Origin of the sequence: Asanoa sp. WMMD1127 (genome assembly GCF_029626225.1) — a bacterium.
In the GTDB taxonomy this organism is placed as follows: domain Bacteria; phylum Actinomycetota; class Actinomycetes; order Mycobacteriales; family Micromonosporaceae; genus Asanoa.
In genome coordinates this window covers 2570821-2594251 of the sequence record NZ_JARUBP010000001.1, presented here as the reverse complement: position 1 = coordinate 2594251, position 23431 = coordinate 2570821, and the positions used below count along the sequence as shown (strand labels likewise).

General features: G+C 73.5%; 28 protein-coding genes. 15 read left to right on the top strand and 13 right to left on the bottom strand.

All coding sequences use genetic code 11. The features are described from left to right. The first annotated feature begins 4 nt into the window (after window positions 1-4). From O7635_RS12500 to O7635_RS12475, 6 genes are all read left to right on the top strand, one after another. The gene (locus O7635_RS12500; RefSeq protein ID WP_278080576.1) at window positions 5-850 is read left to right on the top strand and encodes a PH domain-containing protein; all 846 of its coding nucleotides are present in this window, start codon (window positions 5-7) and stop codon (window positions 848-850) included. A 107-nt stretch (window positions 851-957) separates the two neighbouring features. Beyond that, on the top strand, window positions 958-1599 hold the full coding sequence (locus O7635_RS12495) for a SigE family RNA polymerase sigma factor (protein ID WP_278080575.1): 642 nt from the start codon (window positions 958-960) through the stop codon (window positions 1597-1599). Then, window positions 1596-2771, top strand: a complete 1176-nt coding sequence (locus O7635_RS12490) for a hypothetical protein (protein WP_278080574.1) — start codon at window positions 1596-1598, stop codon at window positions 2769-2771. The genes O7635_RS12495 and O7635_RS12490 overlap by 4 nt, the downstream gene beginning before the upstream one ends. Window positions 2772-2791: 20 nt before the next feature. Next, a complete protein-coding gene (locus O7635_RS12485; RefSeq protein WP_278080573.1) occupies window positions 2792-3631 on the top strand; it encodes a PHP domain-containing protein in 840 nt (279 codons plus the stop codon). A gap of 26 nt (window positions 3632-3657) precedes the next feature. Further along, window positions 3658-4269, top strand: a complete 612-nt coding sequence (locus O7635_RS12480; RefSeq protein ID WP_278080572.1) for a MarC family protein — start codon at window positions 3658-3660, stop codon at window positions 4267-4269. 105 nt (window positions 4270-4374) lie between these two features. Continuing rightward, on the top strand, window positions 4375-5229 hold the full coding sequence (locus tag O7635_RS12475; RefSeq protein WP_278085460.1) for a PD-(D/E)XK nuclease family protein: 855 nt from the start codon (window positions 4375-4377) through the stop codon (window positions 5227-5229). Between the two features lie 64 nt (window positions 5230-5293). Here the strand turns inward: O7635_RS12475 and O7635_RS12470 are convergent, their stop codons facing one another. From O7635_RS12470 to O7635_RS12450, 5 genes are all read right to left on the bottom strand, one after another. Then, window positions 5294-5872, bottom strand: coding sequence for a nucleotidyltransferase family protein (locus O7635_RS12470; protein WP_278080571.1), 579 nt, complete (start codon window positions 5870-5872; stop codon window positions 5294-5296). After that, window positions 5869-6780: an ornithine cyclodeaminase family protein gene (locus O7635_RS12465; RefSeq protein WP_278080570.1), complete on the bottom strand. Its 912-nt coding sequence runs from the start codon at window positions 6778-6780 to the stop codon at window positions 5869-5871. The genes O7635_RS12470 and O7635_RS12465 overlap by 4 nt, the downstream gene beginning before the upstream one ends. A gap of 70 nt (window positions 6781-6850) precedes the next feature. Then, window positions 6851-7345: a PepSY domain-containing protein gene (locus O7635_RS12460; protein WP_278080569.1), complete on the bottom strand. Its 495-nt coding sequence runs from the start codon at window positions 7343-7345 to the stop codon at window positions 6851-6853. Between the two features lie 84 nt (window positions 7346-7429). Continuing rightward, window positions 7430-8686 (bottom strand): HAMP domain-containing sensor histidine kinase, encoded by a 1257-nt coding sequence (locus tag O7635_RS12455; RefSeq protein ID WP_278080568.1) that lies wholly within the window; start codon window positions 8684-8686, stop codon window positions 7430-7432. Continuing rightward, the gene (locus O7635_RS12450) at window positions 8683-9375 is read right to left on the bottom strand and encodes a response regulator transcription factor (protein ID WP_278080567.1); all 693 of its coding nucleotides are present in this window, start codon (window positions 9373-9375) and stop codon (window positions 8683-8685) included. The genes O7635_RS12455 and O7635_RS12450 overlap by 4 nt, the downstream gene beginning before the upstream one ends. 102 nt (window positions 9376-9477) lie before the next feature. On the opposite strand from O7635_RS12450, the gene O7635_RS12445 reads away from it, so the two are divergent. The 4 genes from O7635_RS12445 to O7635_RS12430 are packed head-to-tail and all read left to right on the top strand — an operon-like array spanning window position 9478 to window position 12113. After that, window positions 9478-9924: a septum formation initiator gene (locus O7635_RS12445; RefSeq protein ID WP_278080566.1), complete on the top strand. Its 447-nt coding sequence runs from the start codon at window positions 9478-9480 to the stop codon at window positions 9922-9924. Window positions 9925-9954: 30 nt separating this feature from the next. Continuing rightward, window positions 9955-10758: a hypothetical protein gene (locus tag O7635_RS12440; RefSeq protein WP_278080565.1), complete on the top strand. Its 804-nt coding sequence runs from the start codon at window positions 9955-9957 to the stop codon at window positions 10756-10758. A gap of 10 nt (window positions 10759-10768) precedes the next feature. After that, on the top strand, window positions 10769-11173 hold the full coding sequence (locus O7635_RS12435) for a CoA-binding protein (RefSeq protein WP_278080564.1): 405 nt from the start codon (window positions 10769-10771) through the stop codon (window positions 11171-11173). Window positions 11174-11225: 52 nt separating this feature from the next. Next, window positions 11226-12113: a GNAT family N-acetyltransferase gene (locus O7635_RS12430; protein WP_278080563.1), complete on the top strand. Its 888-nt coding sequence runs from the start codon at window positions 11226-11228 to the stop codon at window positions 12111-12113. On the opposite strand, the gene O7635_RS12425 is transcribed toward O7635_RS12430, so the two are convergent. Next, window positions 12072-13310 (bottom strand): MFS transporter, encoded by a 1239-nt coding sequence (locus O7635_RS12425; RefSeq protein ID WP_278080562.1) that lies wholly within the window; start codon window positions 13308-13310, stop codon window positions 12072-12074. The genes O7635_RS12430 and O7635_RS12425 overlap by 42 nt on opposite strands. Before the next feature lie 9 nt (window positions 13311-13319). Further along, on the bottom strand, window positions 13320-14516 hold the full coding sequence (locus O7635_RS12420; RefSeq protein WP_278080561.1) for an acyl-CoA dehydrogenase family protein: 1197 nt from the start codon (window positions 14514-14516) through the stop codon (window positions 13320-13322). A gap of 93 nt (window positions 14517-14609) precedes the next feature. Here O7635_RS12420 and O7635_RS12415 point away from each other — a divergent pair, with 93 nt between their 5' ends. Further along, window positions 14610-15137, top strand: a complete 528-nt coding sequence (locus O7635_RS12415) for a DUF4190 domain-containing protein (RefSeq protein WP_278080560.1) — start codon at window positions 14610-14612, stop codon at window positions 15135-15137. Window positions 15138-15140: 3 nt separating this feature from the next. Here O7635_RS12415 and O7635_RS12410 read toward each other — a convergent pair whose 3' ends face one another. Continuing rightward, a complete protein-coding gene (locus O7635_RS12410) occupies window positions 15141-15935 on the bottom strand; it encodes an SDR family NAD(P)-dependent oxidoreductase (protein WP_278080559.1) in 795 nt (264 codons plus the stop codon). A gap of 122 nt (window positions 15936-16057) precedes the next feature. Here O7635_RS12410 and O7635_RS12405 point away from each other — a divergent pair, with 122 nt between their 5' ends. Next, complete coding sequence (locus O7635_RS12405) at window positions 16058-16615, top strand: DUF4190 domain-containing protein (RefSeq protein ID WP_278080558.1); 558 nt, start codon at window positions 16058-16060, stop codon at window positions 16613-16615. On the opposite strand, the gene O7635_RS12400 is transcribed toward O7635_RS12405, so the two are convergent. Beyond that, window positions 16596-17552, bottom strand: coding sequence for a CoA ester lyase (locus O7635_RS12400; RefSeq protein ID WP_278080557.1), 957 nt, complete (start codon window positions 17550-17552; stop codon window positions 16596-16598). The two genes, O7635_RS12405 and O7635_RS12400, sit on opposite strands and share 20 nt — an antisense overlap. Before the next feature lie 77 nt (window positions 17553-17629). Here O7635_RS12400 and O7635_RS12395 point away from each other — a divergent pair, with 77 nt between their 5' ends. Next, window positions 17630-18445 carry an SDR family NAD(P)-dependent oxidoreductase gene (locus O7635_RS12395; RefSeq protein ID WP_278080556.1) on the top strand — a complete coding sequence of 272 codons (816 nt, stop codon included), beginning with the start codon at window positions 17630-17632 and terminating at the stop codon, window positions 18443-18445. Here the strand turns inward: O7635_RS12395 and O7635_RS12390 are convergent. Then, window positions 18442-19347 carry a DMT family transporter gene (locus O7635_RS12390; RefSeq protein ID WP_278085459.1) on the bottom strand — a complete coding sequence of 302 codons (906 nt, stop codon included), beginning with the start codon at window positions 19345-19347 and terminating at the stop codon, window positions 18442-18444. The two genes, O7635_RS12395 and O7635_RS12390, sit on opposite strands and share 4 nt — an antisense overlap. Window positions 19348-19521: 174 nt before the next feature. On the opposite strand from O7635_RS12390, the gene O7635_RS12385 reads away from it, so the two are divergent. Continuing rightward, on the top strand, window positions 19522-20241 hold the full coding sequence (locus O7635_RS12385) for an HAD family hydrolase (RefSeq protein ID WP_278080555.1): 720 nt from the start codon (window positions 19522-19524) through the stop codon (window positions 20239-20241). Further along, window positions 20238-20729: a hypothetical protein gene (locus O7635_RS12380; RefSeq protein WP_278080554.1), complete on the top strand. Its 492-nt coding sequence runs from the start codon at window positions 20238-20240 to the stop codon at window positions 20727-20729. Before O7635_RS12385 ends, O7635_RS12380 begins: the two co-directional genes overlap by 4 nt. 134 nt (window positions 20730-20863) lie before the next feature. On the opposite strand, the gene O7635_RS12375 is transcribed toward O7635_RS12380, so the two are convergent. Genes O7635_RS12375 through O7635_RS12365 form a run of 3 tightly spaced genes read right to left on the bottom strand, consistent with a single transcriptional unit; the run spans window position 20864 to window position 23420 of the window. Next, a complete protein-coding gene (locus O7635_RS12375; RefSeq protein WP_278080553.1) occupies window positions 20864-22171 on the bottom strand; it encodes a hypothetical protein in 1308 nt (435 codons plus the stop codon). Continuing rightward, window positions 22168-22503, bottom strand: a complete 336-nt coding sequence (locus tag O7635_RS12370; RefSeq protein ID WP_278080552.1) for a PadR family transcriptional regulator — start codon at window positions 22501-22503, stop codon at window positions 22168-22170. Before O7635_RS12370 ends, O7635_RS12375 begins: the two co-directional genes overlap by 4 nt. Window positions 22504-22544: 41 nt before the next feature. Further along, a complete protein-coding gene (locus tag O7635_RS12365; protein ID WP_278080551.1) occupies window positions 22545-23420 on the bottom strand; it encodes a PhzF family phenazine biosynthesis protein in 876 nt (291 codons plus the stop codon). Between the last annotated feature and the right edge of the window lie 11 nt (window positions 23421-23431).

The following is a 23431-nucleotide window of genomic DNA, read 5'->3' as shown; positions in this document are numbered from 1 at the left end:
ACCTATGGACCGACCGTCCACGCCTCCGCCCGACCCCGACGACTCCGCCTGGGGGCGCGAAACCGTGCCCCCGGACGACGGCCCGGGCTTCGGTTCCGGCCCCGCCTACTCGCCGAGCGCGGGCTACGCCGAGGGCGCGGGGTTCGGCGACTCGGCCGACTACGCCCACGACACGACGGCCCGCCAGCGCACGGTCGGCGGCTACACCGCGACCGAAATCTCCGAAGAGGAGCTGGCCGGGCTCCAGGTCGACGCGTCCGGGCTGCCGCTCGGCCCACGCCGGGTGCTGCCGCTCGAAGACGAGCCGACCCCGCTGGTCTCCCGCTACCTCTTCCCGACCGAGCGTTACCGCGGCGAGTGGAAGCGGCACTGGATCCACCTGAGCACGCCGCTCCTGGTCATCATCCTGGCCACGTTCGTGCTCGGTTATCTGTCGGGCTTCCTGTTCCGCCAAGAGGCCGCCGGCATGACAACGGCGGCCATTCTGGTGTGGGTGGCCATTTTCGGCTGGGTCGCCTGGAAGGTCGGCGACTGGTATTTCGACCGCTTCATCCTGACCAACAAGCGGGTCATGGTGGTCAGTGGCATCATCACCCGCCGGGTCGCGATGATGCCGCTGCTGCGGGTCACCGACATGAAATACGAACAGTCCCCATTGGGCCGCGCGCTCAACTACGGCACGTTCGTGCTCGAGTCCGCGGGCCAGGAGCAGGCGCTGCGCGAGATCAAGCACCTGCCGAACCCCAACGAGCTCTATCTGCGCGTCGTCGAGGAGATGTACGAGCCGCAGGCCGTCGAGGCCCGCCTCGGCAAGGACGCCGACGAGGCCCGCGCCGACGATGGTGCATAGTTAAGCCCACCGATCGCTCGTCATAGGGCAACCGTTCGCCCCGTAGACCCCCTGTGCTGCGTGTGACAGTCTTCACCCACGCGCAGACACCCAAGGGAGGGCGTCCGGTGACGGACAGGTCGGTCGAAGACGACTTCCGGGAGTTCGTCGCCGCCCGTTCGCCCGCTTTGTTGCGCACCGCGTACCTGCTCACCGGCGACTGGGCCACGGCCGAAGACCTGCTGCAGACCGCGCTCACCAAGATCTACCTGGCCTGGCGGCGCCTGGGTGAGATCGAGGCCGTCGAGCCGTACGCCCGCCGGGTCCTGGTCAACACCTCGATCAGCTGGTGGCGCCGCCGCTGGCACGGTGAGCGCCCGACCGAGGTGCTGCCCGAGCGGGCCGTCGCCGACCGGGTCGACGAGCAGCTCGAACGCGACGCACTGTGGCGGCACGTGCAGTCGCTGCCGGCCCGGCAGCGCGCCGTGCTGGTGCTCCGCTTCTATGAGGACCTCTCCGAGGCGCAGACCGCCGCGATCCTCGACATCTCCACCGGCACCGTGAAGAGCCAGACCTCCCGCGCACTGAGCACGTTGCGGGGCCGGCTCGGCGCCGAGCGGGCGGCCGAGCAGGCCCGGGTCGACGCGCTGGCCGCGCAGGCCGAGCCGCCCAAGATCCCGCGCCAGGCGCCACCGCCGTCCGCGCCGGTGCGCGCGCCCGCCCCCGCCCCCCGCATTCCCGCGCCGGCGGGAGGACTGGAGGGGCGGTGAGAGTCGAGGAAAAGCTGCGGGACGCCTTCCGGGACCAGGTGCAACTGACGCCGGCGGGCGTCAACCGGGCCGACCGGATCATCCAGCGCACCCACCGCACCCGACGATGGCGGCGGGCCGGCACCTCGCTGGCCGCCGTGCTGGCGTTCGTGGTGCTGATCGGCGGGATCACCGGCTGGCAGCTGCTCCGCTCGCCCCGCGTGGGCTACGACAGCTCGGTGCTCGCGGCCGACCCGACCGCGCTGCCGCGGCCACTGGTGACTGCCAAGATCGACCCGCACGACGTCGCCAGTCTCGGCCTCGACCTGCGGATCGGCGACCTGCTCTGGACCACCGACGGCCGCCGGTTCGACCTCGGCGCGCACGGCGACGTCGACCAGGCCTACCGGGTCCCGGCGGGCTGGCTCTACGGCACGAGCGGCGGCGTCTATCTCCAGCCGGAGAGCGGGCCCGCGGTGCAGGTCGCCCCCGAGGACAGCCGCTGGTCGGTCAGCGAAGACGGTTCGCGGATCGCGGTCGTGGCCGACGAGCTGCTGACCGTGGCCGAGCTCGGTCCGCAGGGCGCCAAGCCGCTGGGCGTCGCCAACGTGACCGGCGATGCCGCGCCGACCGCGCTGCTGGGCGACCGGGTGCTGGTCGCGGGCGAGGTGCCGGGCGGGCGGGGCTACGAGTTCGTGAAGGTCACGGACGACTCCGACAAGGTCGAACCGGCGTGGAACCCGGCGGTCTCCGGCGTGTTCGGCATCCGCAGCGACGCCGCGGTGGGGCTGGCCTGGACGGCCGGCGAGGAACAGCTCTGCCTCGCGGCGCTGCGCCCCAACGACGGGCCGTCCATGTCGGTCGCGCTCACCCGCGTCTGCGGCTTCGTCCCGTCCAGCGAGGACCTGACACACAGCCTCTCCCCCGATGGTGGCTGGCTGGCCGAGCCGGCCGGTGACGATCTCGCGCTGGTCAGCGTCGACCACGCGCTGGTCGGCATCCGATCGGCGAAGAGCTGCGCGGCCGCCGGCGTGCGCTCGCCGGTCTGGATCGACAGCCGCACCGTGGTCGCGCCGTACGACGGTGGCGTCGTCCGCTGCCAGACCGACGGCGTCCGCAAGGTGCTTGAGGCACCGGCGGCGGCCGGCGTCGGCTGGGACCTCGTGCCCCGGTTGGGCTCCACGACGGGTTGATCCCGGTAGCGTCGGCGGGGATGCGCATCGACCTGCACGCCCACTCGACCGCGAGTGACGGCACGCTGAGCCCCGCCTCGCTGATGGCCGCGGCTGCCGACGCCGGGCTCGACGTGGTGGCCCTCACCGACCACGACACGACGGCCGGCTGGGCACCCGCGGCCGCCGCCCGCCCGCCGGAGCTCCGCTTGGTGCGCGGAGCCGAGCTGTCCTGTCGCTGGGAGACGATTTCGCTGCACCTGCTGGCGTACCTCTTCGATCCGGATCATCCCGGTCTGGTCGCGGAGCTGGCCCGGGTGCGGGCGGCCCGCGAGGTCCGGGCGGAGCGGATGGTGGCGCTGCTGCGGGCCGACGGCTACGACGTGAGCTGGGACGAGGTGCGCGGGTACGCGGCCGGCGGCACGGTCGGGCGGCCCCACATCGCGCAGGCGCTGATCCGGGCCGGGCTGGTCCCCTCGACGTCGGCCGCGTTCGCGCCGGAGTGGCTGGGCAGCCGCTACCGGGTGCCGAAGGCCGAGATCGACGTGTTCACCGCGGTGCGGCTGATCGCGGACGCCGGCGGGGTGACCGTGTTCGCCCATCCGCGGGCGACGCGGCGCGGGCGGATCGTGCCGGACTCGCTGATCGTCTCGCTGGCCGAGGCCGGGCTGTCGGGGCTGGAGGCCGACCACACCGACCATTCGCCGGCCGAGCGGGCGCACGTGCGCGACCTGGCGGACTCGCTCGGGCTGGTGGTGACCGGATCGTCCGATTTCCACGGTACGCACAAGGTGGTGCGGCTGGGTGCCGAGACGACTGCGCCGGCGGCGTACGAACGGCTTGTGGCGAAGTCCTCTGGGGTGACACCCGTGCTCGGTTGAGAGGATCTCTCGCCTACCGTGTCCGCGTGGATCTGAAGGTATTCGGCGAGGTCATCGTCACGCTGTTGGTGATCATGGACCCACCGGGCATGGTGCCGATCTTCGTCGCCATGACCGGCGCGATGACACCGCGTGACCGGCACCGTGCCGCCTGGCAAGCGGTCTGCCTGGCACTGGGCGTCATCGTGCTGTTCGCGGTGGCGGGCCAGAACCTGCTCGAATACCTGCACGTCGACCTGCCCGCCCTCCAGGGCGCCGGCGGCCTCCTGCTGATCATGATCGCGCTGGAGCTGCTGACCGGGAAGACCGACGACCCGTCGGGGCACTCCACGTCGAACATCGCGCTCGTGCCGCTGGGCACCCCACTGCTGGCCGGGCCCGGCGCGATCGTGGCGACGATGCTGTTCGTGCAGCGCTCGTCCGGGCCGGCCGACTACGTGGCGGTCGGCCTCGGCATCCTCGCCGCGATGCTCGTCGTCTGGCTGGTCCTGCGCTACTGCGGTGTCGTGGTCAAGGTGCTCCGGCAGGGCGGCATCGAGGTGCTGACCCGCATCGCCGGCCTGCTGCTGGCCGCGATCGCGGTGCAGCTGATCGCGGACGCGGTGTTCGCCTTCGTCGACTCCTACCAGGCCGGGTGACCATCCGGGGTTGTCGTACCCGGATGGGAGGATTCTCCCGTGCGCAGCTCCCAGACTGGCCGGGCCGCCCCGGCGCCCCGGTCCGAGCAGCTCGGCTTCGCCGGCATGCCCGAGCGGCTGTTCGTGTGCACGCCGAGCAAGCTCGGCGCCTACACCGACTGCCCCCGGCGCTACCGGTTCTCCTATGTCGACCGCCCGGCACCGCCCAAGGGCCCGCCGTGGGCGCACAACTCGCTGGGCGCGAGCGTCCACACGGCGCTGCGCTCGTGGTTCGCCCTGCCGCCGGAGCGGCGTGACCGCGGCGCCCTGCCGGGCCTGCTCAAGGGCACCTGGGTCCGCGAGGGCTACCGCGACACCGACCAGGAGCGCGCCGTCTACCGGCGGGCCCTCGACTGGCTCGACGGCTATGTGGCCAGCCTCGACCCGGCCGCCGAGCCGGTCGGCGTCGAGCGGGTGGTGGCGGTGAAGACGGCGGTGCTGGCGTTCAACGGACGGGCCGACCGGATCGACGCCCGCGGCCCCGAGCTGGCCATCGTCGACTACAAGACAGGCCGCACGGGCCTCGACGCCGACGACGCGCGGGGGTCGCAGGCGCTGGCGCTCTACGCCTACGCCGCGGAGCGGGTCTTCCGGCGGCCCTGCAAGCGAGTGGAGCTCCACCACCTGCCGAGCGGCACCGTCGCGGCCCACGACCACACCGAGGCGTCGCTGGCCCGCCAGGTGTCCCGTGCGGAAGACACGGCCCGCGACATCATCGCCGCGGAAAAGGCGGTCGCGGCCGGCGCCGACCCCGACGAGGCCTTCCCGACGACACCCGGCCCGATGTGCGGCTGGTGCGACTTCAAGCGCTCGTGCCCGGCCGGCGTCGGGGTCCCCGACAAGGAGCAGTGGGCCGGCCTCGACCGCGGCCTGACCGCCCCTCAGGCCGGACCCGGCGGCGGTCAGGTCGGCTCGGCCTGACCGCACCCCAGGCCGGACCCGGCGGCGGTCAGCTCGGCTCGCCCCAGGCCTGACCCGGCGGCGGTCAGGTCGGCTCGATGACCCGGACGCCGGGCCAGCGGGTGGCGGGAGCGTGGCGGGCCAAGCGCTCGCGGGAGCGGGCCAGCGAGACCTGGGTCGGGTTGCGGCGCCAGACTCCGCCGAGCAGGTCGGTCAGGCCGTGCGGGGCGCAGACGGCCACCGTGTCGTCGGGCTCGAGACGCACCGCGACCGAGGTCGCCGTCTCCGGCCAGGTGGCGATGCCGTCGCGGGTGCTGCGCAACGGCGCGATGGGGTCGCCGGCGAAGTGGGCCGGATACCAGGTGTGCACGGCGGCCTGGTTCGTCGCCTCCCACGGCACGGCCGGCAGCTGGGCGGCGAGGCGGGCCGTGGCCGCGCGGTCGCGGTCCCGCGACAGGTCGGCCGGGTCGAAGAAGGCGACGTCGACATCGCGTACGCCATCCGGGTCGAAGCCCGTCCCGTAGCGCTCGCCCCACACCAGGTCGCGCAGCACGCCGGCGCCGACCCAGGCGTCCGGCAGGTCCGCCGACCGCACCGCGGCCAGCACCGCCATCAGCCACGCACTGGCCCGCACGTGCGCGACCAGCTCGGTGGAGGGTGTCATGACAGCAGGTCCACGGTGGTGCCGCCGCCCTGGCGGTAGACGGACCAGCTCAGCGCCAGGTCCTGCCACGGCAGCCCGACCGGGCTGTAGACGCTGGGCGCGTCCGCCGGGGCGACCGCGGGCAGGTCGCCGCGCAGCACGTCGCCGAGCGTGCCGGCGGAGGCGTCGGCGGTCAGGCCCGCGCTGCCCAGGGCACCGCCGGTCAGGGCCAGGTCGACGTCGTCGACGACGAGCCGGCTCGCGGCCAGCAGGTCGGCGGCGAGCTCCCGCTTGCCGGGCTCGTCCGCGCCCAGCGACGTCAGGTGCTGGCCGGGCCGCACGTCGGCGAGCCCGAGCAGCGGCGCACGGGACCAGGTGGCCAGCACGACCACGTCGGCCGCGGTGGTCACGGCGGTCGCCGACGGGAGCACCTCGGCCGGCAGGGCGGCGGCCCGGGCCGGGTCGAGGTCGGTCGCGACGATCCGGGTCCACGGGCGCAGGTGGCGCAGCCCGGCCAGGGTGGTGGCGGCCTGAGCCCCGGCGCCGACGAAGCCGAGCGTGGTCGCCTCCGGCGGCGCCAGCGTGTGGGTGGCCAGGGCGGCCGCGAGGCCCGTGCGCCACGCGGTGACGCTGGCCGAGTCGAGCAGGGCGAGCAGCTCGCCGTCGGCCAGCGAGTGCAGGCAGACGACGCCCCGCAGGGCCGGCGACGCGGCGGGGAACTTGGCGTTGACTTTCACCGTGTAGGCCGGCACGTCCGGCAGCAGCCCCGGCATCAGGCAGGTCGCAGTGCCGGGGCCGGGCAGGTCGGTGCGGATCCGCAGCGGCGGTGGGCCGGCGGCGCCGGCGCGGAAACCGGCGGCCAGCAGGTCCAGCGCGGCGCCGACGTCGACGGCCGCGGCGATGTCGCGGCGGCCAAGGAGCAAGGTCACCCGGCCAGTCTCTCGTAAGCCAGCGCCACCCCCGGCCGGCGGCCAGGGGTGGCGAAGGGACGCGGCCCGGTCAGTCGTCGTCACCGTCCCGGTCGTCGTCGTCATCGTCCCGGTCGTCATCGTCGTCGTCGTCATCGTCGTCCGCTTCGCTGTCGGCCTTGACGATGCCGCCGTTGGCCCGGTCGACGTAGACGTCGTGCTCGACGCCGTCCCGCTCGACCTCGACCTGCCAGGTCGAGACGCCGTGCTCCTGTTCCGACTCGACCTCGGTGACCGTGCCGCCGCCGACCCGGTCGAGCGCGATGCGCGCAGCGGCGGCGGTGTCGATCCCACCCGAGACCGGCGGCGTCGTCGCCGTCGCGGATCCGCTCGGGGAGGCGGACGGGGTACCGCTGGGCTCGTCCGTCGGCGACGCGCTGGGATCGGCAGTGGCGATCGCGCTGCCCAGACCGGTGAGGGCGACGGGCGCGTCGTCCTCGGCGGCGGCGCCGACGGCCAGCGCCGTACCCGTGACGGCGAGGGCCGCCATCCCGGCCAGCGTGATGATCACCGGTGTGCGCTTCATGTTCGTGACCTCCGTATCGGGCTGATACCGACGAGGTTCGCGGAACTGTGGATAGCGGCGCGCTGTGCGACCGCTAAAGGCACGTTAAGAACTCGGCGGCGCGGCGAGCCGCAGCGTGACCACCGCACCTCCGCCTGGATTGTCGGAGATGTCTAGGCCGCCGGCCGCTGCCCGCCGGGCGATGTCGAGGCCCAGGCCGGTCCCGCCACCCTGGCTCACCCCCCGCGACACCACGGCCGCGGAGAGCCCCGGACCGGCGTCCGAGACCACCAGCACCCGGTCGGCGGAGAGCGTCACCGCGAACGGCGTCCCGTCCGGAGTGTGGGCGAACACGTTGCCGAGCACCGCGTCCACGGCGGCCGCGAGCTCGTCCGCCGCCACGCCGACGGGCAACGGACCATCCACCGACGACAGTCGCACCGCGCGCCCGGTGTCCTCCGCCAACACCGACCAGAACTCGACCCGGTCCCGCACCACCTCGACCGCATCGCACGTCGCCGAGGCCGACGGCGCGCTGCGCCACCGCGCTTGGCGGATCAACCCGGTCACCGCCCGTTCGAGCGCATCCACGCCGGCGGTCACCCGCGCCCGCTCGTCCGGATCGCGCACCGACTCGGCCTCCAGCCGCAGCGCGGTCAGCGGCGTCCGGAGCCGATGCGACAGGTCGGCCACCTGCTCGCGTTCCTCACGCAGCAGCACCTGGATCCGCTCGGCCAGGTGGTTGAGCGCCCCCGCCACCTCGCGCACCTCCGGCGGGCCGGTCGGGACGGCTCGGGCGCCCAGTTCGGCACGCGCCAACCGGTGGGAGACCGCGGAGAGGTCGTCGATCGGCCGCACGAGGCTACGCGCCAACCGGTCCGCGACGAGCAGCCCGACCACGACCAGCACCAGACCGAGCGCCGCGAGCACGAGCCAGGCCCGGGTCACGCCGGCATGCAGATCAGCCTCCGGTACGACGGTCCGGATCACCGCGGTGCCGCCGGAGCGCCCGACGCCGATCACGATCTCCCGCCCGCCGTCCCGGGCCGCGGTCAGGCTGGTGCCGGTGGCGGCCAGCTCCACGGCGGGGGTACGCGCGGCCTGGGCGCCGACCGGTGCGCCACCCTCCGGCAGGAACACCGTGACCCGCCGACCCGCGGCGTTGAGCTGTTCGACGACGATTTCGATGTCCGCGCGGTCGGCCGTGCCGACCACCGGCACGATACCTTGCACGTCGGCGGTCGCCCGGTCGGTCGCGCGGTCCTCCGCAACGTCCCGCAGCAGCAGCGCCAAGGGCACGAGAAAGGCGACGAGCGTCAGGGTCGTGGTGGCCGCGACCAGCAGGGTCAGCCGCCACCTCACGCCGGACCGCCCGGTGCGGACAGCCGCACGCCGACGCCGCGGACGGTGTGCAGGTAACGCGGCGCGGCGGCGGTCTCCCCCAGCTTCCGGCGCAGCCAGGACAGGTGCACGTCGACGGTCTTGTCAGCACCGCCGTAGGGGATCCGCCACACCTCGGTCAGCAGCTCCCGCTTGGTGACCACCTCGTCAGGGCGGGTGGCCAGATAATGCAGCAGGTCGAATTCGCGAGGCGTGAGGTCGAGCGGCGCTCCGTCCAGGCGCACCGCGCGTGACCGGAAGTCGATCTCCAGCCCGGCGACGACGACCACCTCGTCGGCACCGGCCGCCGGACCACCGCGGCGCAGCACCGCCCGCACGCGAGCGTCCAGCTGGGCAGCGGTGAACGGCTTGACCACGTAGTCGTCGGCGCCCGCGTCGAGGACCCGCACGATCTCCGTCTCGGCGTCGCGGGCGGTCGCCACGATCACCGGCACCGTGCTCACCGCCCGGAGCATGCGCAGGAGCTCCGCGCCGTCGACGTCGGGCAGGCCGAGGTCGAGCACTACCAGGTCGGGCCGCTCGTCGAGCGCGGCTCGCAGCCCGTCCATGGCGGTCGTCGCGGCCGCCACGGCGTGGCCCCGATCGCGCAGCGCCCGCAACAGTGGCGCACGGATCGCCGGATCGTCCTCGATGAGCAGCAGGCGCGGCACAGCTCGCACCGTATCCCGCCAGTGCTCGACCGCCGACGCCCTTAACCCGCTCTTAGCGTCGGCCAGCGCCGCCGTTAGCGCGGCAGGGTGCATAGTCAGGTCATGTCCCGCTGGACCCTCGCCGTGCTCGGCTGGCTCGCGGCCGTCGTCGTCGCCACGCTGGCCGGCGTGGGCGCGATCCGCCTGGTCGGCAACAGCTTCACCGGCACGCCCGGCGGGGTGCGCAGCGAGGCAGAGGTGGCGCGCGACCTCGCGGCCGCCGCCACTCCCGCCGCGACGCCCTCGCCGAGCCGCCCGGCCACGACACCACCGTCGGGTGACACCCGCAGCCGGAGCTTCTCGAATCCCGGCGGCAGTGTGGTGGCCAGCTGCCGCGGCCGGCTCGCGACGATCGACACCTGGTCGCCGGCGCAGGGTTACAGCGTCCGTGACCTCGACGAGGGCCCCGACGACGACGCCGAGGTCAAGTTCGAGGGGGCAGGCGGCCGCTTCGAGATCAAAATCGAGTGTCGCGGGGGTACGCCGGTCGAGGCCGGGCACGACGACTGACGGCGGCCGATCCCCCGGTAGGCTCCGCCCATGCACCAGCGATGGCTGCTCGGCGCCGCGACCCTGGGAGTGGTCTGGGGTGGCGCCGCGATCGCGTTCGACATCCCGGTGCTGGTGCTCGACTTCCTGCTGCACCTCGGGCCGACGCTGGCCGGGGTGGTCGCGCTGGTGGCCCTGATCGGCTGGCGGCCCGCCGGGCCGGCGAGCTTCACGGTGCGCGGCGACACGTTCGTGGCGCCGACCAACCGTCGCCGCACGATCGAGGTCGCCGCCCTGGTGCTGGTCTCGATCTCGCAGGCCGCCCTCGCGGTCGACCGGCTCGGCGGCGACGGCGGGGCCTTCGACGGTGTCCTCTCGGTGCTGTTCGGCCTGTTCGCGGCCGCCCTGCTGGCCCGCTCGCTGCTCGTGCCGACCACCGTGGAGCTGACCGCGGAAGGTCTGCGCATCCCAGGCCGGCTGCACCGGATCGAGGTGCCGTGGGCGGCGGTCCAGCCCGGCACGCCGTGGGCGCCGCGGCTGCGTACGCAGCGGCTCGAACTGGTCGTCGGCACCAGCTATCTGGTCCGCCCGCCCAGCGAGCGCCGGCCCCGGCTCGACGTGCCGATCGACGTGCTCGACATCCATCCGTGGTTCCTGGCCGACGCGATTCGCTACTACGTCGCGCACCCGGAGCACCGGGCGGCGATCGGTCGCCCGGCCGAGCTCGAGCGGCTGTCCCGGCGCCTGCGGGACGGCGGGGCCCCGCCGGCGCTGCCGGCCGGCCCGACGGTCACCGTGGTGCGGCAGGCCGAGGCGCCGGCCAGCGAGCGGTCGACGGCCGCCCACCGGAGATAGAGTCGGTCGCGTGCGTGATGCTCAGCAACTCCTCGCCGACGCCAAAGTGATCGCGGTCGTCGGCGCGTCGCGCGACCCCCGCAAGGCCGCGCACACCGTGCCCCTCCAGATGCAGCGCCACGGCTGGCGGATCATCCCCGTCAACCCGTTCGTCGACGAGCTGTTCGGCGAGCCGGTCTACCGCTCGGTCGCGGAGATCCCGTTCCCGGTCGACCTGGTCAACGTGTTCCGGCCGGCCGCGGACGCTCCCGACGTGGTGCGCGACGCGATCGCCGCCGGCGCGCCGGCCGTCTGGCTCCAGCTCGACATCGTCTCGCCCGAGGCCCGCGAGCTCGCCACCGCGGCCGGCATCGACTACGTCGAAGACCGCTGCATCGCGGTGGAACGCGCCGTGGCCAACCTGAGCCGGCTGTAGGACGGGCCCTAATCCGCTCGCGGTCGCATCGACGGCGGGTTAACGTCCGCACATGCTGACCATGCGGAAAGCCGCGACCGACGAGGATTTCGACCTGGTGCGGCAGGTGCGGATGGCCATCATGCCCTATGAGCGGGCGCCGTCGGTCGCCGAGATGCGGGCCGCGTGGACCCGCGACTCGCTGGTGCTGCTCGTCGAGGAGGACGGCAAGCTCGTCGGCAGCGGCGCGGCCGACCGGTCGAGCATCTCCGGCGCCGCCACCGTGACGCCGCGGGTGCTGCCCGAGTTCCGTCGCCAGGGCGTCGGCACCCGGCTGCTGGCCCACCTCTGGGCGCACGCCGCCACGCTCGGCGTCGCGCACGTCATCGCGCACACCGACGACGAGGGCTCCCGCGCGTTCGCGGAGCGGCACGGCTTCACCGAGGTCGATCGCCAGGTCGAGCAGGTGCGGGCCATCGGCGCCGAGCCGAGCCCGCCGCCGCGCACCGACGTCGAGGTGGTCACCATCGCGCAGCGGCCGGACCTCTGGGACGTGATCTACGAAGGGCTGGCGGTGCAGGCGTTCCAGGACATGGCGCTGATCGCCCCGATGCAGGCGACCATCGCCGAGTGGCGCACGAGCTGGATCGGCGACCCGGCGGCGATGTTCGTGGCGCTCGCCGACGGCGAACCCGTCGGCATGGCCGGCCTCATCGCCGACTACGACAACCCGCACCGGGCCGAGAACGCGCTGACCGTGGTGCGGCGCGACTGGCGCGGCCGCGGTGTCGCCGCGCACCTCAAGCGCCTGACGCTGGCGCACGCGGCCGCGACCGGGCTCACCGAGGTCTACACCTGGACCCAGCGCGGCAACGCCGACATGCGCCGGCTCAACGAGCACCTGGGCTACGCGACCCGACTACAGAGCTTCACCATGCGCCGGCCGGTCGCCGAAAGCTAGGCGCTCCGGAGCGCGGGTGCGCAGCGGGGAGAAGGCGGCGACCACGGCGATCACGACGAGGCCCAGGCCGAGCGCCAGGGTCACCGCCGGCACGCCCGCCCGGGAGGCCGCGAACGTCACCAGCGGGGCGCCGAGCGGCCCCGGCAGGTAGTGGATGGTCCAGAACGCCGAGGTGACCCGGCCGAGCAGGTGGTCCGGGGTGATCTCCTGCCGCAGCGACATCGAGCAGGTGCCGGCGATGCCCTGGCAGAACAGGATCACCGCGAGGCAGCCGGCCAGCACGGGCACCACCGTGGCGCTGCCGGCGCCGGCCAGGGCGATCGCGGTCAGCACGTACGCCCCGATCCAGCAGGCGCCGAAGCCCAGCCGGCGACGCAGCGCGGCGACCACCGCACCGGCCAGCACGGAGCCCGCCGCGCCGATCGCGAACACCACGCCGACCGCCTCGCCGCCCTGCCCGAGGTCGCCCCTCAGCCGATAGATGAGCAGATCGTCCATGGCGTACGTGAGGAACAGGACCCCGCACAGCAGCAGCGTGATCGTGCGCAGCACCGGGTGGCCCCAGAGGAACCGCAGGCCCGTGACGAAGCCGCGGATCGGCGACTCGGCCGCGCCCGCCGACTCCCGCTGCCGCAGCCGGACGAAGGACATGGCGACCGCCGACAGCCCGAACGTGACGGCGTCGATCCCGATCACCCAGGCCGGGTCGACCGCCAGGAACAGCGCGGCGCCGATCGCCGGGCCGGTGATGCCGGCGACCGCGAAGGAGGCCGAGAGCAGCCCGTTGGCCCGGGTGATCTGCTCCTTGCCGACCAGCGCGGGCACGGCGGTGATGTAGCCGACCTGATAGAGCATGCCCGCCGCGGCACCCAGCGGCATCGCGGCGTAGAGCACCCAGATGTGTGGCTCGACCAGCCAGACCAGCGGGACCAGGCCGTAGAGCCCGGCCCGGGCGACGTCACACGCGATCATGACCGTACGGCGGTCGAAGCGGTCCACGATCGACCCGGCCAGCACGCCCGAGACGAGCCAGGCCCCGCCGATCGCGGCCGTGACCAGGCCCATCTGGAAGACCGAGTCGGTGAGCTGCAGCACCAGCAACGGCACCGCGAGGGTGGTCAGCGAGTCGCCGGCGACCGAGACCGCCTGCAGGATCCAGAAGAGGACGAAGTTCCGATCCCTCAGGGGCGATGACACGCACTCACATTAGAGGCGGTACTCCTTCAGCAGGCCCCGCGAGATGATCGTTTTCTGGATCTCGGAGGTGCCCTCGCCGATCAGCAGGAACGGGGCCTCGCGCATCAGCCGCTCGATCTCGTATTCGGTGGAGTAGCCGTAGCCGCCGTGGATCCGGAAGGACTCCTGGACCACCTCGGCGCAGTATTCGGAGGCCAGCAGCTTGGCCATACCGGCCTCGACGTCGTTGCGGGCGCCGGCGTCCTTGAGCCGCGCGGCGCTGACCATCAGCTGGTGCGCCGCCTCGATCTTCGTGGCCATCTCGGCGAGCTTGAACGCGATCGCCTGGTGGCCGGCGAGCGGCTCGCCGAACGTGTGACGCTGCTGGGCGTACGCGATGGCGAGCTCGAACGCCCGGATCGAGATGCCGCAGGCCCGGGCGGCGACGTTGACCCGGCCGACCTCGATGCCGTCCATCATCTGGCGGAAACCCTGCCCGAGCTGGTCGGGGCCGCCGAGCACCGCCGTCTCGGGCACCGCGACGCCGTCGAGCACCATCTCGGTCGTCTCGACGCCCTTGTAGCCCATCTTGCTGATCTTGCCCGGGATGGTCAGGCCGGGCGCGGTCTCGCCGAACCCAGGCTCCTTCTCGAGCAGGAAGCAGGTCATGTTGCCGTAGACGGAGTCCGCGCCGATCTCGGTCTTGACCAGCGTCGCCACCACCGACGAGTAGGCGCCGTTGGTCAGCCACATCTTCTGTCCGTCGAGGACATAAGCGTCGCCGTCGCGCCGGGCGGTCGAGCGGATCGCCGCGACGTCGGACCCGCAGCCGGGCTCCGACATGGAGAAGGCGCCGCGTACCTCGCCGGTCGCCATCCGGGGCAGCAACGCCGCGCGCTGCTCGGCCGAACCGTGCCGCGCGATCAGGTAGGCGACGATGAAGTGGGTGTTGACGATCCCCGAGATCGACATCCAGCCGCGGGAGAGCTCTTCGACCACCAGCGCGTACGTGAGGAGCGACTCGCCGAGGCCGCCGTGCTCCTCGTCGATCGTCAGTCCGAAAAGGCCCATTTCCCGCATGCCGTCGACGATGTCGACCGGGTACTCGTCGGCGCGCTCCAGCCGCTGCGCGTGCGGAATTATCTCCTTGTCGACGAACTCCCGGACCGTTTCGAGGATCGAGCCCTGCACGTCGGTGAGGCCAGGAGTCTGGGCCAGGCGCGCCATGGCACACATCTTTCCTCGTCCGAGGCGGGCACGGGCGCGAATGACTTCCTTGCGTTCGGTAGCGTGCCGGGGACGACCCCCAGGAGAGATTCGATGAGCTACCCGCCACCGGGCAACCAGCCCGACCCGTACCAGCCCGGCCAACCGTACGACCCGCAGCAGTCGGGGCCGCCGTCCTACGGCCCTCCGCCGACCTACGGCCAGCCCGCCTACGGGCAGCCGACCTCGGGTCAGCCGGACCCCTACGGTCCGCCGCCCACCTCCGGCCAGCCGGACCCCTACGGCCAGTACCCGGCGCCGGCCCAACCGCAGTACGGCCAGGGTGGCTACCCGGGCTACCAGCAGCAGCCTTACGGCGGCGGCTACGCGCAGCCGCGCGGCACCAACCTCATGGCGATCCTGTCGCTGGTCTTCGCGTTCGTCTTCGCGCCGGCCGGCATCGTGCTCGGCCACATCGCCAAGAAGCAGCTGCGCACCTCCGGTGAGGAGGGCGGCGGCCTCGCCACGGCCGGCCTGGTGCTGAGCTACGTGTTCACCGGGCTCGCCGTGGTGCTCTGCTGCGGTGGCCTGGCGCTCGGCTGGTTCGGCGCGACCGCCGACAACGTCGGCAACACCTACTAGCTCCTAGCGGAACTGGGCCTCGCGCACGCTGTTGCCGCCGTCGACCACCAGCATCTGGCCGGTGATGTAGGACGCGGCCGGCGAGCAGAGGAACGCGATCGCGGCGGCCACCTCGTCCGGGGTGCCCGGCCGCCCGATCGGCGTGCCCAGGCCCTGCTTGAGCTCGGCGACCGTGGAGGCGGCGGTGTAGATGGTGCCCGGCGCGACCGCGTTGACGGTCACCCCGTCGGCCACCATCTCCATGGCCAGCGCCCGCGTCAGGCCGATCACGCCCGCCTTGGCCGCCGCGTAGGCGGCCTCGGTCGGCAGCGCGTTGACCGGGCCGGCGGTGGCCGACAGGTTGACGATGCGGCCCCAGCCCCGCTCGGCCATGCCGCCGATGAACGCCCGGCTGCACAGGAACGCGGTGCTCAGGTTGCGGTCGATCTCGGACTTCCACTCGTCGAAGGTGAGCTGCCCGACCGGGCGGAGCACCTCCGGGCTCGCCCGGCTCGCCAGACCGGCGTTGTTGACGAGGACCTCGACGTCGCCGAGCTGCTCGGCGATCGCGTCGGCCAGCGCGCCCACCTCGGCCTCGTCGGTCAGGTCGGCGACGAACCCGGTGGCGCCGAGCTCGGTCGCGCGCTCGTGGATGCGGCGGGTGGTCGACACGATGGCCACCCGGGCGCCCAGCTGGCGCAGCCGGCGCGCGGTCGCGTAGCCGATCCCGTCGGGGCTGCCGGCGCCGGTGACCAGGGCGACCCGCCCGTCGAGGCGAACGGTGGTCAGCCCGTCGTCGGCCTGCGTGTCGATTGCCATGCGTGAGATCCTGCCCGGTCCGGTCAACCCCGGCAACGACACCCCCTCTCCTGGGGGCATCCGGACAGTGCCGCGTACCGATACCCTACGGGTCGCACACCGGCCCGACCTCGGAGAGCGCGATGACCAACCCGAACCCCAACGCGTCCTGGGACCCGACCGCGCCTCCGCCGAGCTCCCCGGCGCCGGAGCAGCCGACCTACCCCGTGCCGGCCCAGCCGGGCTACCCGCCGGCGGAGGCCTACCCGGCCACGACGCCCGAGGGTTACCCGCCCGCCGGCTATGCGGCCGGGCCCGGCTATCCCGCGGCGCCGGGCTACCCGGCCTACCCGCCGGCCGGTTACGTTGCCCCGGCCGGCGCCTACCCGGGCTACGGCTACCCGCCCGTGGCGAAGACCAACGGCCTGGCGATCGCCGCGCTGGTCTGCGCCCTGGCCGGCCTCGCCACCTGCATCTCCGCGCCGGTCGGGGCGATCCTGGGCCACGTCGCGCGCAAGCAGATCCGCGAGCGCGGCGAGAGCGGCGACGGCATGGCGCTGGCCGGCATCATCGTCGGCTGGATCCTCACCGCGCTGATCCTGGGCTACCTGGCGTTCGTGGTCATCATGATCGTGATCGGCGCCCGCGAGGGCATGTTCGACGACCCGTACGCGATGCTCGTCAGCCTTCGGGGGGCGTGAAGCGGGAGGTGCGGGCCAACCCGGCGGCGCGTCCCTTCGCGGCGATCACCAGGGCCATCTTGCGCGACGCCTCGTCGATCATCTCGTCGCCGAGCATCACCGCGCCGAGCTTGCCGCCGGCCTCCGAGGTGGCGTGCTCGTACGCGTCGAGGATGAGCTCGGCCCGGTCGTAGTCGTCCTGCGTGGGCGCGTAGATCTCGTTGGCCGCCTCGATCTGGCCCGGGTGCAGCACCCACTTGCCGTCGAAGCCGAGCGCGGCCGACCGCTTCGCCACGGCGCGGAAACCGTCGACGTCGCGGATCTGCAGGAACGGGCCGTCGATGGCCTGCTTGTCGTGCATGCGGGCGGCCATCAGCAGGCGCATCAGGATGTAGTGGTAGGGATCGCCCGGGTAGTCGGGGATGAGCCCGCCGACCACCAGCGACCGCATGTTGATCGACGCCATGAAGTCCGCCGGCCCGAAGATGATCGTCTCGATCCGGGGCGAGGCGGCGGCGATCGCGTCCACGTTGACCAGTCCGGCCGCGTTCTCGATCTGCGCCTCGATGCCGATGCCGCCGACCGGCAGGCCGACCGCCTTCTCGATCTGGGTGAGCGTGAGGTCGAGCCACTCGACGTGGGCCGCGGACTGCACCTTGGGCAGCATCACGCAGTCCAGGTTGTCGCCGGCCCCCTCGACCACCTCGACGACGTCGCGGTAGGTCCACTCGGTGGTCAGGTCGTTGACCCGCACGACCCGGGTCTTTCCACCCCAGTCGCCCTCGTTGAGCGCGGCCACGACGTTCTTGCGGGCCTCCGGCTTGGCCAGTGGGGCGACCGCGTCCTCCAGGTCGAGGAAGACCTGGTCCGCCGGGAGACCCAGGGCCTTGTCGAGCATCTTCAGGCTGGAGCCGGGTACGGCCAAACAGGACCGGCGTGGGCGTCCCGCAGCGGCCATCGACGGCTCCTCACGATCGTTACAGTTAGGCCTTGACCAAACGGTAACCTCGCGCGACGACCGAGGAGAACCAAGCAGTGGAAGAAGTCACCGGGCGCGTCGTAGTGATCACCGGGGCCAGCTCGGGCATCGGGCTGTCCGCCGCCGTCGCCCTGGCCAGCCGGGGTGACCAGGTCGTTCTGGTCGGCCGTGACCCGGCCCGGCTGTCCGCCGCCGCCGCCGAGGTGCGCGACGCGACCGGCACCCTGCCGGCGTCGTTCCGCGCCGACTTCGCCGCGCTCGACGACGTGCGCACGCTGGCGGAGCAACTGCGCTCGGCGTACGACACGATCCACGTGCTGGCCAACAACGCGGGCGCGATCGTGCTGCACCCGGCGACCACCGTGGACGGCTACGAGCTGACCATCCAGGCCAACCACCTGGCCAGCTTCCTGCTCACCGTGCTGCTGCACGACCGGATCGAGCGCATGGTGGTGACCGCCTCGGGCGCCTACCGGTGGGGCGACCTCGACCCGCGCGACCTCAACCGGCCGCTCGAGCGCTACTTCCCGCTCCGCGCCTACGGCACCAGCAAGCAGGCCAACATCCTGTTCGCCGGCGAGGCGGCCCGGCAGTGGCCCGGCATGCTCTCCTTCGCGTTCCATCCCGGTGTGGTGCGCACGCGGTTCTACAACGACAACCGGCTGATCGCCTGGGGCATGAAGCGGGCGCCGCTGCTGCGCAGCCCGGAGCGCGGCGCCGAGACGCTCGTCTGGCTCGCCACCGCCGACCCGGCGCGCCTGGTCAACGGCGCCTACTACTACGACAAGAAGCCCCGCCGCGCCGCCGCCAAGGCCACCGACCCCGCGTTGGCCGGCGCGCTCTGGAAGGCCAGCGAGCAGGCCATCAGCTAGGGAATCGTGCCGGCCGTTTCGACTTCGAGGCGGCGGGCGGCGCGTTCGCGGCGGCCGGCCTGTGCGCCGCCGAGCACGACGATGAGCACGCCGACGAGCAGCAGGGCGAGGCCCGGCAGCGAGGCGGCCGGCGGCACCTGGCCGAGCCAGAGCCAGGCGATCAGGCCGGCGCCGGGCACCTCCAGCAGGATCAGCACGCTGATCGTCGTGGCCGACACCCGGCGCAGCGCGTAGTTGAACATCGTGTGCCCGAGCAGCTGCGCGCCGGCCACCAGCCCGAGGATCGCCAGCCAGGTCGTGCCCGGGTAGCCGCCCAACCGCTGCCCCGACGCCAGGCAGATGACCAGCAGCAGGACCGCGCAGACCCCATAACAGATCGTGGTGTACGTCGTCGTGCTCAGCGTGACCCGGGCCCGTTCGCCGAGCGCGGTGTACGCGGCTGCCATGATCGCGCCGACCACCGCCAGCAGGTCGCCCATCACCGCGCGGGTCGAGACGCCGAAGTCGGCCCCGGTGGCCAGCACCGCGCCGAGCACCGCGACGCCGATGCCGGCCCAGGTGACGGTGCGCAGCTTGCGGCCCTGGGCGACCGAGATCAGGCCCTGCCAGACGGGCTGGGTCGCGACCAGCGCCGTGGACGCCGCCACCGTGGTGAACCGGATGCTCGGCATCCAGGCCGCGAAGTGCGCCGCCAGGGCCACGCCGGCCAGCACGCAGAAGACGGCCTCGCGGCGGGCCAGGTTGGCGTACTCGCGGCGGCGGGCGATCAGCGAGATGGGGCCCAGGACGCCGACCGCGAGGGCGTTGCGCCAGAACGCGATGGCCAGCGCGGGCGCGGCGGCGGCGAACGCGATCAGCGGGCCGGAGGTGGAGACGGCGAGGACGGCGACGACCAGTGCCATGGTGGCGGCCGGGTCGATGGCGGGGCGGTGCACAGTGAACCATCCTCACAAATCACATACTGCGGCTATCCGACTACGGTCAGTCGATCGGCCGATAGGGTACGGCGGTCCCCATCGATAGGCTCGCCCGGTCTTGCCTAGCTACTGCCCCCAGGTCCTGCCATGGAGGCTGCTTTGCCAGCGATACGCGCGGTCGTCTTCGACTTCTTCGGCACTCTCACCCGACCGGTCCGCCGCGGCCCCGAGCACCTCGAGACCGCCCGCATCCTGGGATGCGATCCCGCGGCGATGATCGCCCTGCTGGACGCCTCGTACTACCGCCGGGCCAGCGGCGACCTCGGCTCCGCGGAGGACAACCTGCGGTGGATCGCCGCCCGGGCCGGCGCCGACCCCTCCGACGAGGCAGTGCGGGCCGCGCTGGCCTGCCGGCTGCGCGCCGTCGAGCACGACACGGAGCTGCGCGACGAGGCGGTTCCGGTGCTGTGGGAGCTGCGGCTTCGGGGGCTGCGTACCGCCGTGGTCAGCGACTGCACCCACGAGCTGCCGGCCCTGCTGCCGCGGCTGCCGGTCGCGCCGCTGCTCGACACCGCCGTGTTCTCCGTCGAGGAGGGTGTCTGCAAGCCCGACCCGAGCATCTATCTGGCGGCGTGCCAGCGCCTCGGTGTCGCGCCGGCCGAGTGCCTCTACGTCGGCGACGGCGGCAGCCACGAGCTCACGGGCGCGGCCGAGGTCGGCATGACCGCCGTCCGGCTCGCCGCGCCCGACCTGGCCGACCACCTGGTCTTCGCGGCCGACCTCGACTGGGACGGCCCGGCGATCAAGGAGCTCGTCGGCGTGCTGGACGAGGTCGACCATGGCCAGCCCACCCCCGTGCCGGGCAGGATGAGGGGGTGACCGACCCGGTGGTGGAAGAGGCGATCAAGAAGGCGGCCGTGGCCTGGGTGTCCGTCGACGACGGGCCGCCGCGCGGGCTGTGGTGCGTACCGATCGACGGCGCGCTCTATGTCGTCACCGGCATCGGCGAGCAGCGGCTGCCCGGCCTGGTCGACGGCGCCACGGCCGAGGTGACACTCCGCGGCGACCACGGCGGCCGGATCGTCACCTTCACAGCCGACGTGCGCCGCGTGCAGCCGGGCGACGACGAGTGGAACACGGTCGCGCCGCAGGTCGGCGGCAAGCGCCTGAACGCCCCCGGGCCGACCGAGAAGCTGCTCGAACGCTGGGCGATGGACTGCACGCTGTGCTGCCTCAGCCCGGTCGGCCCAGCGGTGACCCGCCCCGACCTGCCCGACGACAGCCTGGCCGAGGCGCCCCGGGAGACCCCGGCGGCGCGGGTCACCCGCAAGCCCTTCCGCCTGCACAAGGTGCGCGGCAAGCGTTAGCCGAGCCACCCCGGGCGCGCCACCGCCGCGCCGGGCGAGCAGGACGTCCGGCAAAGTCCGCGACAAGGCATGAGTCGAGCCACCCCAGCGCCGCAACCGGTGAGCAGGACGGCACAGCAGGGTGCGCGCAAGCGTTAGTCGAGCCACCACAGGGCGGCGTCGCCGCCGTAGGGGGTGAGTAGGAGGGCCGGCAGGATGGCTGCGGAGCAGGCGGCTGCCGCCAGGGTCCACCAGGCGACCGGGCGGACGCGGCCCCGGCCGACGCCCAGCAGGGGCACCGAGACCAGCAGGAGCAGCGGGGAGAGCACGACGCCGCCGTAGTAGAGCAGCGCTACCGGCACGTAGACCGGTAGCGGCAGCACGCCCTTGGGATCATGGGCGCCGCTCAGCATGGCGACGCGGTCGCTGCCGGTGGCCAGCATGCGCACCGTGAAGGTGACCAGCACGGTCGCCAGCGCGGCGCCGAACGCGAGGTGCGCCGCCGTCGCCAGCCGGATGCCCACCGCGACCAGGTCGGTGCGCCCCCGCGGCACCGGCGCCGAGGCCGCGGCGGGCAGGACCGCCGCGAGCAGTGGTGTCGCCGCCAGGCAGGCCAGGGCCAGCCCTTCAGCGAACGTGTCGGTGAAGAAGCTCTGGCCGGTCGCGTCCAGGGTGGCTCCGGCGGTGCTGGCCGCCACGGCGCCGACGAGCAGCAGGCTCGGCGCGCCGGCGAGCGCGATGAGCAGCCGGCCGGCCGGAGTGCGGGTCCGGAACCGCCGCAGCGTCCAGGCGGCGACCAGCCAGCCGGCCAGCCCGCCCAGCACGACGGCGGCGAGGCCCAGCGGCAGCAGCGAGGCCGGCAACGGATAGCGCGTGTGGAAGGACGCGAAAAGGTCGGGTTCCGCCGGCACGCCGTCGGCGACGCTGACGACCAGCGTCTGCCCGTCGCGCTCGGCGGTGAACCGGCGCCCTTCGATCGGGCCGGCCACCCATCCCTCGGCGAGGGCGAGGTCCCGCACCTCGACCGCCAGGTCGTCGAGCTCGGCCGGTGGCGTCGCGAAGGTGAGATCGACCCGGGTCGGACCGCCGAACGTCGTCACCATCCGCTCCTGGTCGCCGACGATGGGCGCGTTGCGCGGCAGCAGCCGGGCGGACGTGAGGAAGAGAGTGTCCTTGCTGGCCTCGGACGCCGTGGTGAGCCGGACCGCCGCGCTGAGGGCGAGGAACGCCACGGCGGCCGCGCAGGCGACCGCGACCAGGGCGTAGCCGCGGCCGTGGGGCGGGGCGAACCGCTGGCGCAGGCCGCCGCGGAGCAGGTCCCAGACGTCGCCGGCCGGCGGTCGGACCCGGCCGGGCGGCGCGCCCTCCAGCAGCGTCGTCACCATCTCGTCGCCCCGATCGCGGCGGTAGGCCCGTGGGTAGGCCAGCAGCAGCCGCCGGTAGCGGCGCTCGAGCGGCTTCACGCCACGCCGCCGAACGCGAGCCGGATGCCCCGGAGCCGGGCGGCCGCCATCGCGGCATTGGCGCGTAGCCGCTCGACCTCGGCCGACAGCGCGGTCGCGCCGTCGTCGGTCAGCCGGTAGTAGCGCCGGAGCCGCCCGTCGACGGCCTCCTCGCGGTCGACGACGAGCAGCCCTTCCTCGGTCAACCGGTCGAGGGCGGCGTAGAGCGTGCCGGCGCGCAGCGTGATCCGCCCGCCGGACAGGTCGGAGACGGCGCGGATCACGCCGTAGCCGTGCAACGGCTGCTCGGCGAGCGCGGTCAGGATGAAGAAGGTCGGCTCCTGCATGGCCATGCATGGATGCTACCGACGATCGGTATATACCGCCAGTCTAATTATCCGACGAACGGTGGCACCGCCATCTCGCCGCGGGCGATCGGCACCACGCTGCCGGTGACACGCGCGCCGGTCACCGCGCCGGCCGCGGCGGTCACCACGCACTCCAGCACCGACGGGCGGTGCAGCTCGAGCCCCTGGTGCACGACATAGCCGCTCTCGCCGTCGGCCGGCAGCAGCCCGCTGGTGACCAGCCAGACCCCGAGCCCGAGGGCGGCCGAGCCGGTCGCCGGGTCCTCCGGCACGGACAGGCCCGGCACGAAGACGCGTACGTGGGCCGTCCGGCTCTGCGCGTCCCAGGCGAAGACGTCGATGCTGTGCGCCGCGACGCCCTCCGCGGCCCCGGTGTCGAGCCGGGCCCGGGTCACCGCGTCCGCGCGTACGGGCAGGAAGGGGAACTCGAGCCCGCACCCGGCGACCCGGGGCGGCGCGGCCGGGTCGAGGTCGTCGGCGGTCAGCCCCACGGCGGCCAACAGCGGCCCGGGGTCGAGCGGCTCGCCGACGGTCGCGACGCCGCCGGTCAGCGTCGCGGTCGAACCCGACACGACGACCGGAAGCAGGCCGGCGCCGCACTCCTGGACCACCGGGCCGGCCTCGAACATCCCGCGGGCGCTGGCCGTCACCGCCGCGCCGACGCTCGGGTGGCCGGCGAACGGCAGCTCGCTGTTGGGCGTGAAGATCCGTGCCCGGTAGGTCGCCTCGGCCCCGGGCGACGGCGGCAGCACGAACACCGTCTCGGACAGGTTGAACTCGCGGGCCAGCGCCTGCATCTGGCTGGCGCCCAGGTCCTCGCCGCCGAACACCACGGCCAGCGGGTTGCCGGTGAACGGCCGGTCGGTGAAGACGTCGACGATCTCGTACGGGACGGTAGACATGCGAAAGAGCC

Excerpts from the sequence above, each read along its gene's own strand:
- O7635_RS12500 (WP_278080576.1), top strand. The coding sequence starts at position 5 with ATGGACCGACCGTCCACGCCTCCGCCCGACCCCGACGACTCCGCCTGG.
- O7635_RS12485 (WP_278080573.1), top strand. The coding sequence starts at position 2,792 with ATGCGCATCGACCTGCACGCCCACTCGACCGCGAGTGACGGCACGCTG.
- O7635_RS12475 (WP_278085460.1), top strand. The coding sequence starts at position 4,375 with ATGCCCGAGCGGCTGTTCGTGTGCACGCCGAGCAAGCTCGGCGCCTAC.
- O7635_RS12470 (WP_278080571.1), bottom strand. The coding sequence starts at position 5,872 with ATGACACCCTCCACCGAGCTGGTCGCGCACGTGCGGGCCAGTGCGTGG.
- O7635_RS12460 (WP_278080569.1), bottom strand. The coding sequence starts at position 7,345 with ATGAAGCGCACACCGGTGATCATCACGCTGGCCGGGATGGCGGCCCTC.
- O7635_RS12445 (WP_278080566.1), top strand. The coding sequence starts at position 9,478 with ATGTCCCGCTGGACCCTCGCCGTGCTCGGCTGGCTCGCGGCCGTCGTC.
- O7635_RS12440 (WP_278080565.1), top strand. The coding sequence starts at position 9,955 with ATGCACCAGCGATGGCTGCTCGGCGCCGCGACCCTGGGAGTGGTCTGG.
- O7635_RS12430 (WP_278080563.1), top strand. The coding sequence starts at position 11,226 with ATGCTGACCATGCGGAAAGCCGCGACCGACGAGGATTTCGACCTGGTG.
- O7635_RS12420 (WP_278080561.1), bottom strand. The coding sequence starts at position 14,516 with ATGGCGCGCCTGGCCCAGACTCCTGGCCTCACCGACGTGCAGGGCTCG.
- O7635_RS12415 (WP_278080560.1), top strand. The coding sequence starts at position 14,610 with ATGAGCTACCCGCCACCGGGCAACCAGCCCGACCCGTACCAGCCCGGC.
- O7635_RS12410 (WP_278080559.1), bottom strand. The coding sequence starts at position 15,935 with ATGGCAATCGACACGCAGGCCGACGACGGGCTGACCACCGTTCGCCTC.
- O7635_RS12405 (WP_278080558.1), top strand. The coding sequence starts at position 16,058 with ATGACCAACCCGAACCCCAACGCGTCCTGGGACCCGACCGCGCCTCCG.
- O7635_RS12400 (WP_278080557.1), bottom strand. The coding sequence starts at position 17,552 with ATGGCCGCTGCGGGACGCCCACGCCGGTCCTGTTTGGCCGTACCCGGC.
- O7635_RS12390 (WP_278085459.1), bottom strand. The coding sequence starts at position 19,347 with ATGGCACTGGTCGTCGCCGTCCTCGCCGTCTCCACCTCCGGCCCGCTG.
- O7635_RS12370 (WP_278080552.1), bottom strand. The coding sequence starts at position 22,503 with ATGGCCATGCAGGAGCCGACCTTCTTCATCCTGACCGCGCTCGCCGAG.
- O7635_RS12365 (WP_278080551.1), bottom strand. The coding sequence starts at position 23,420 with ATGTCTACCGTCCCGTACGAGATCGTCGACGTCTTCACCGACCGGCCG.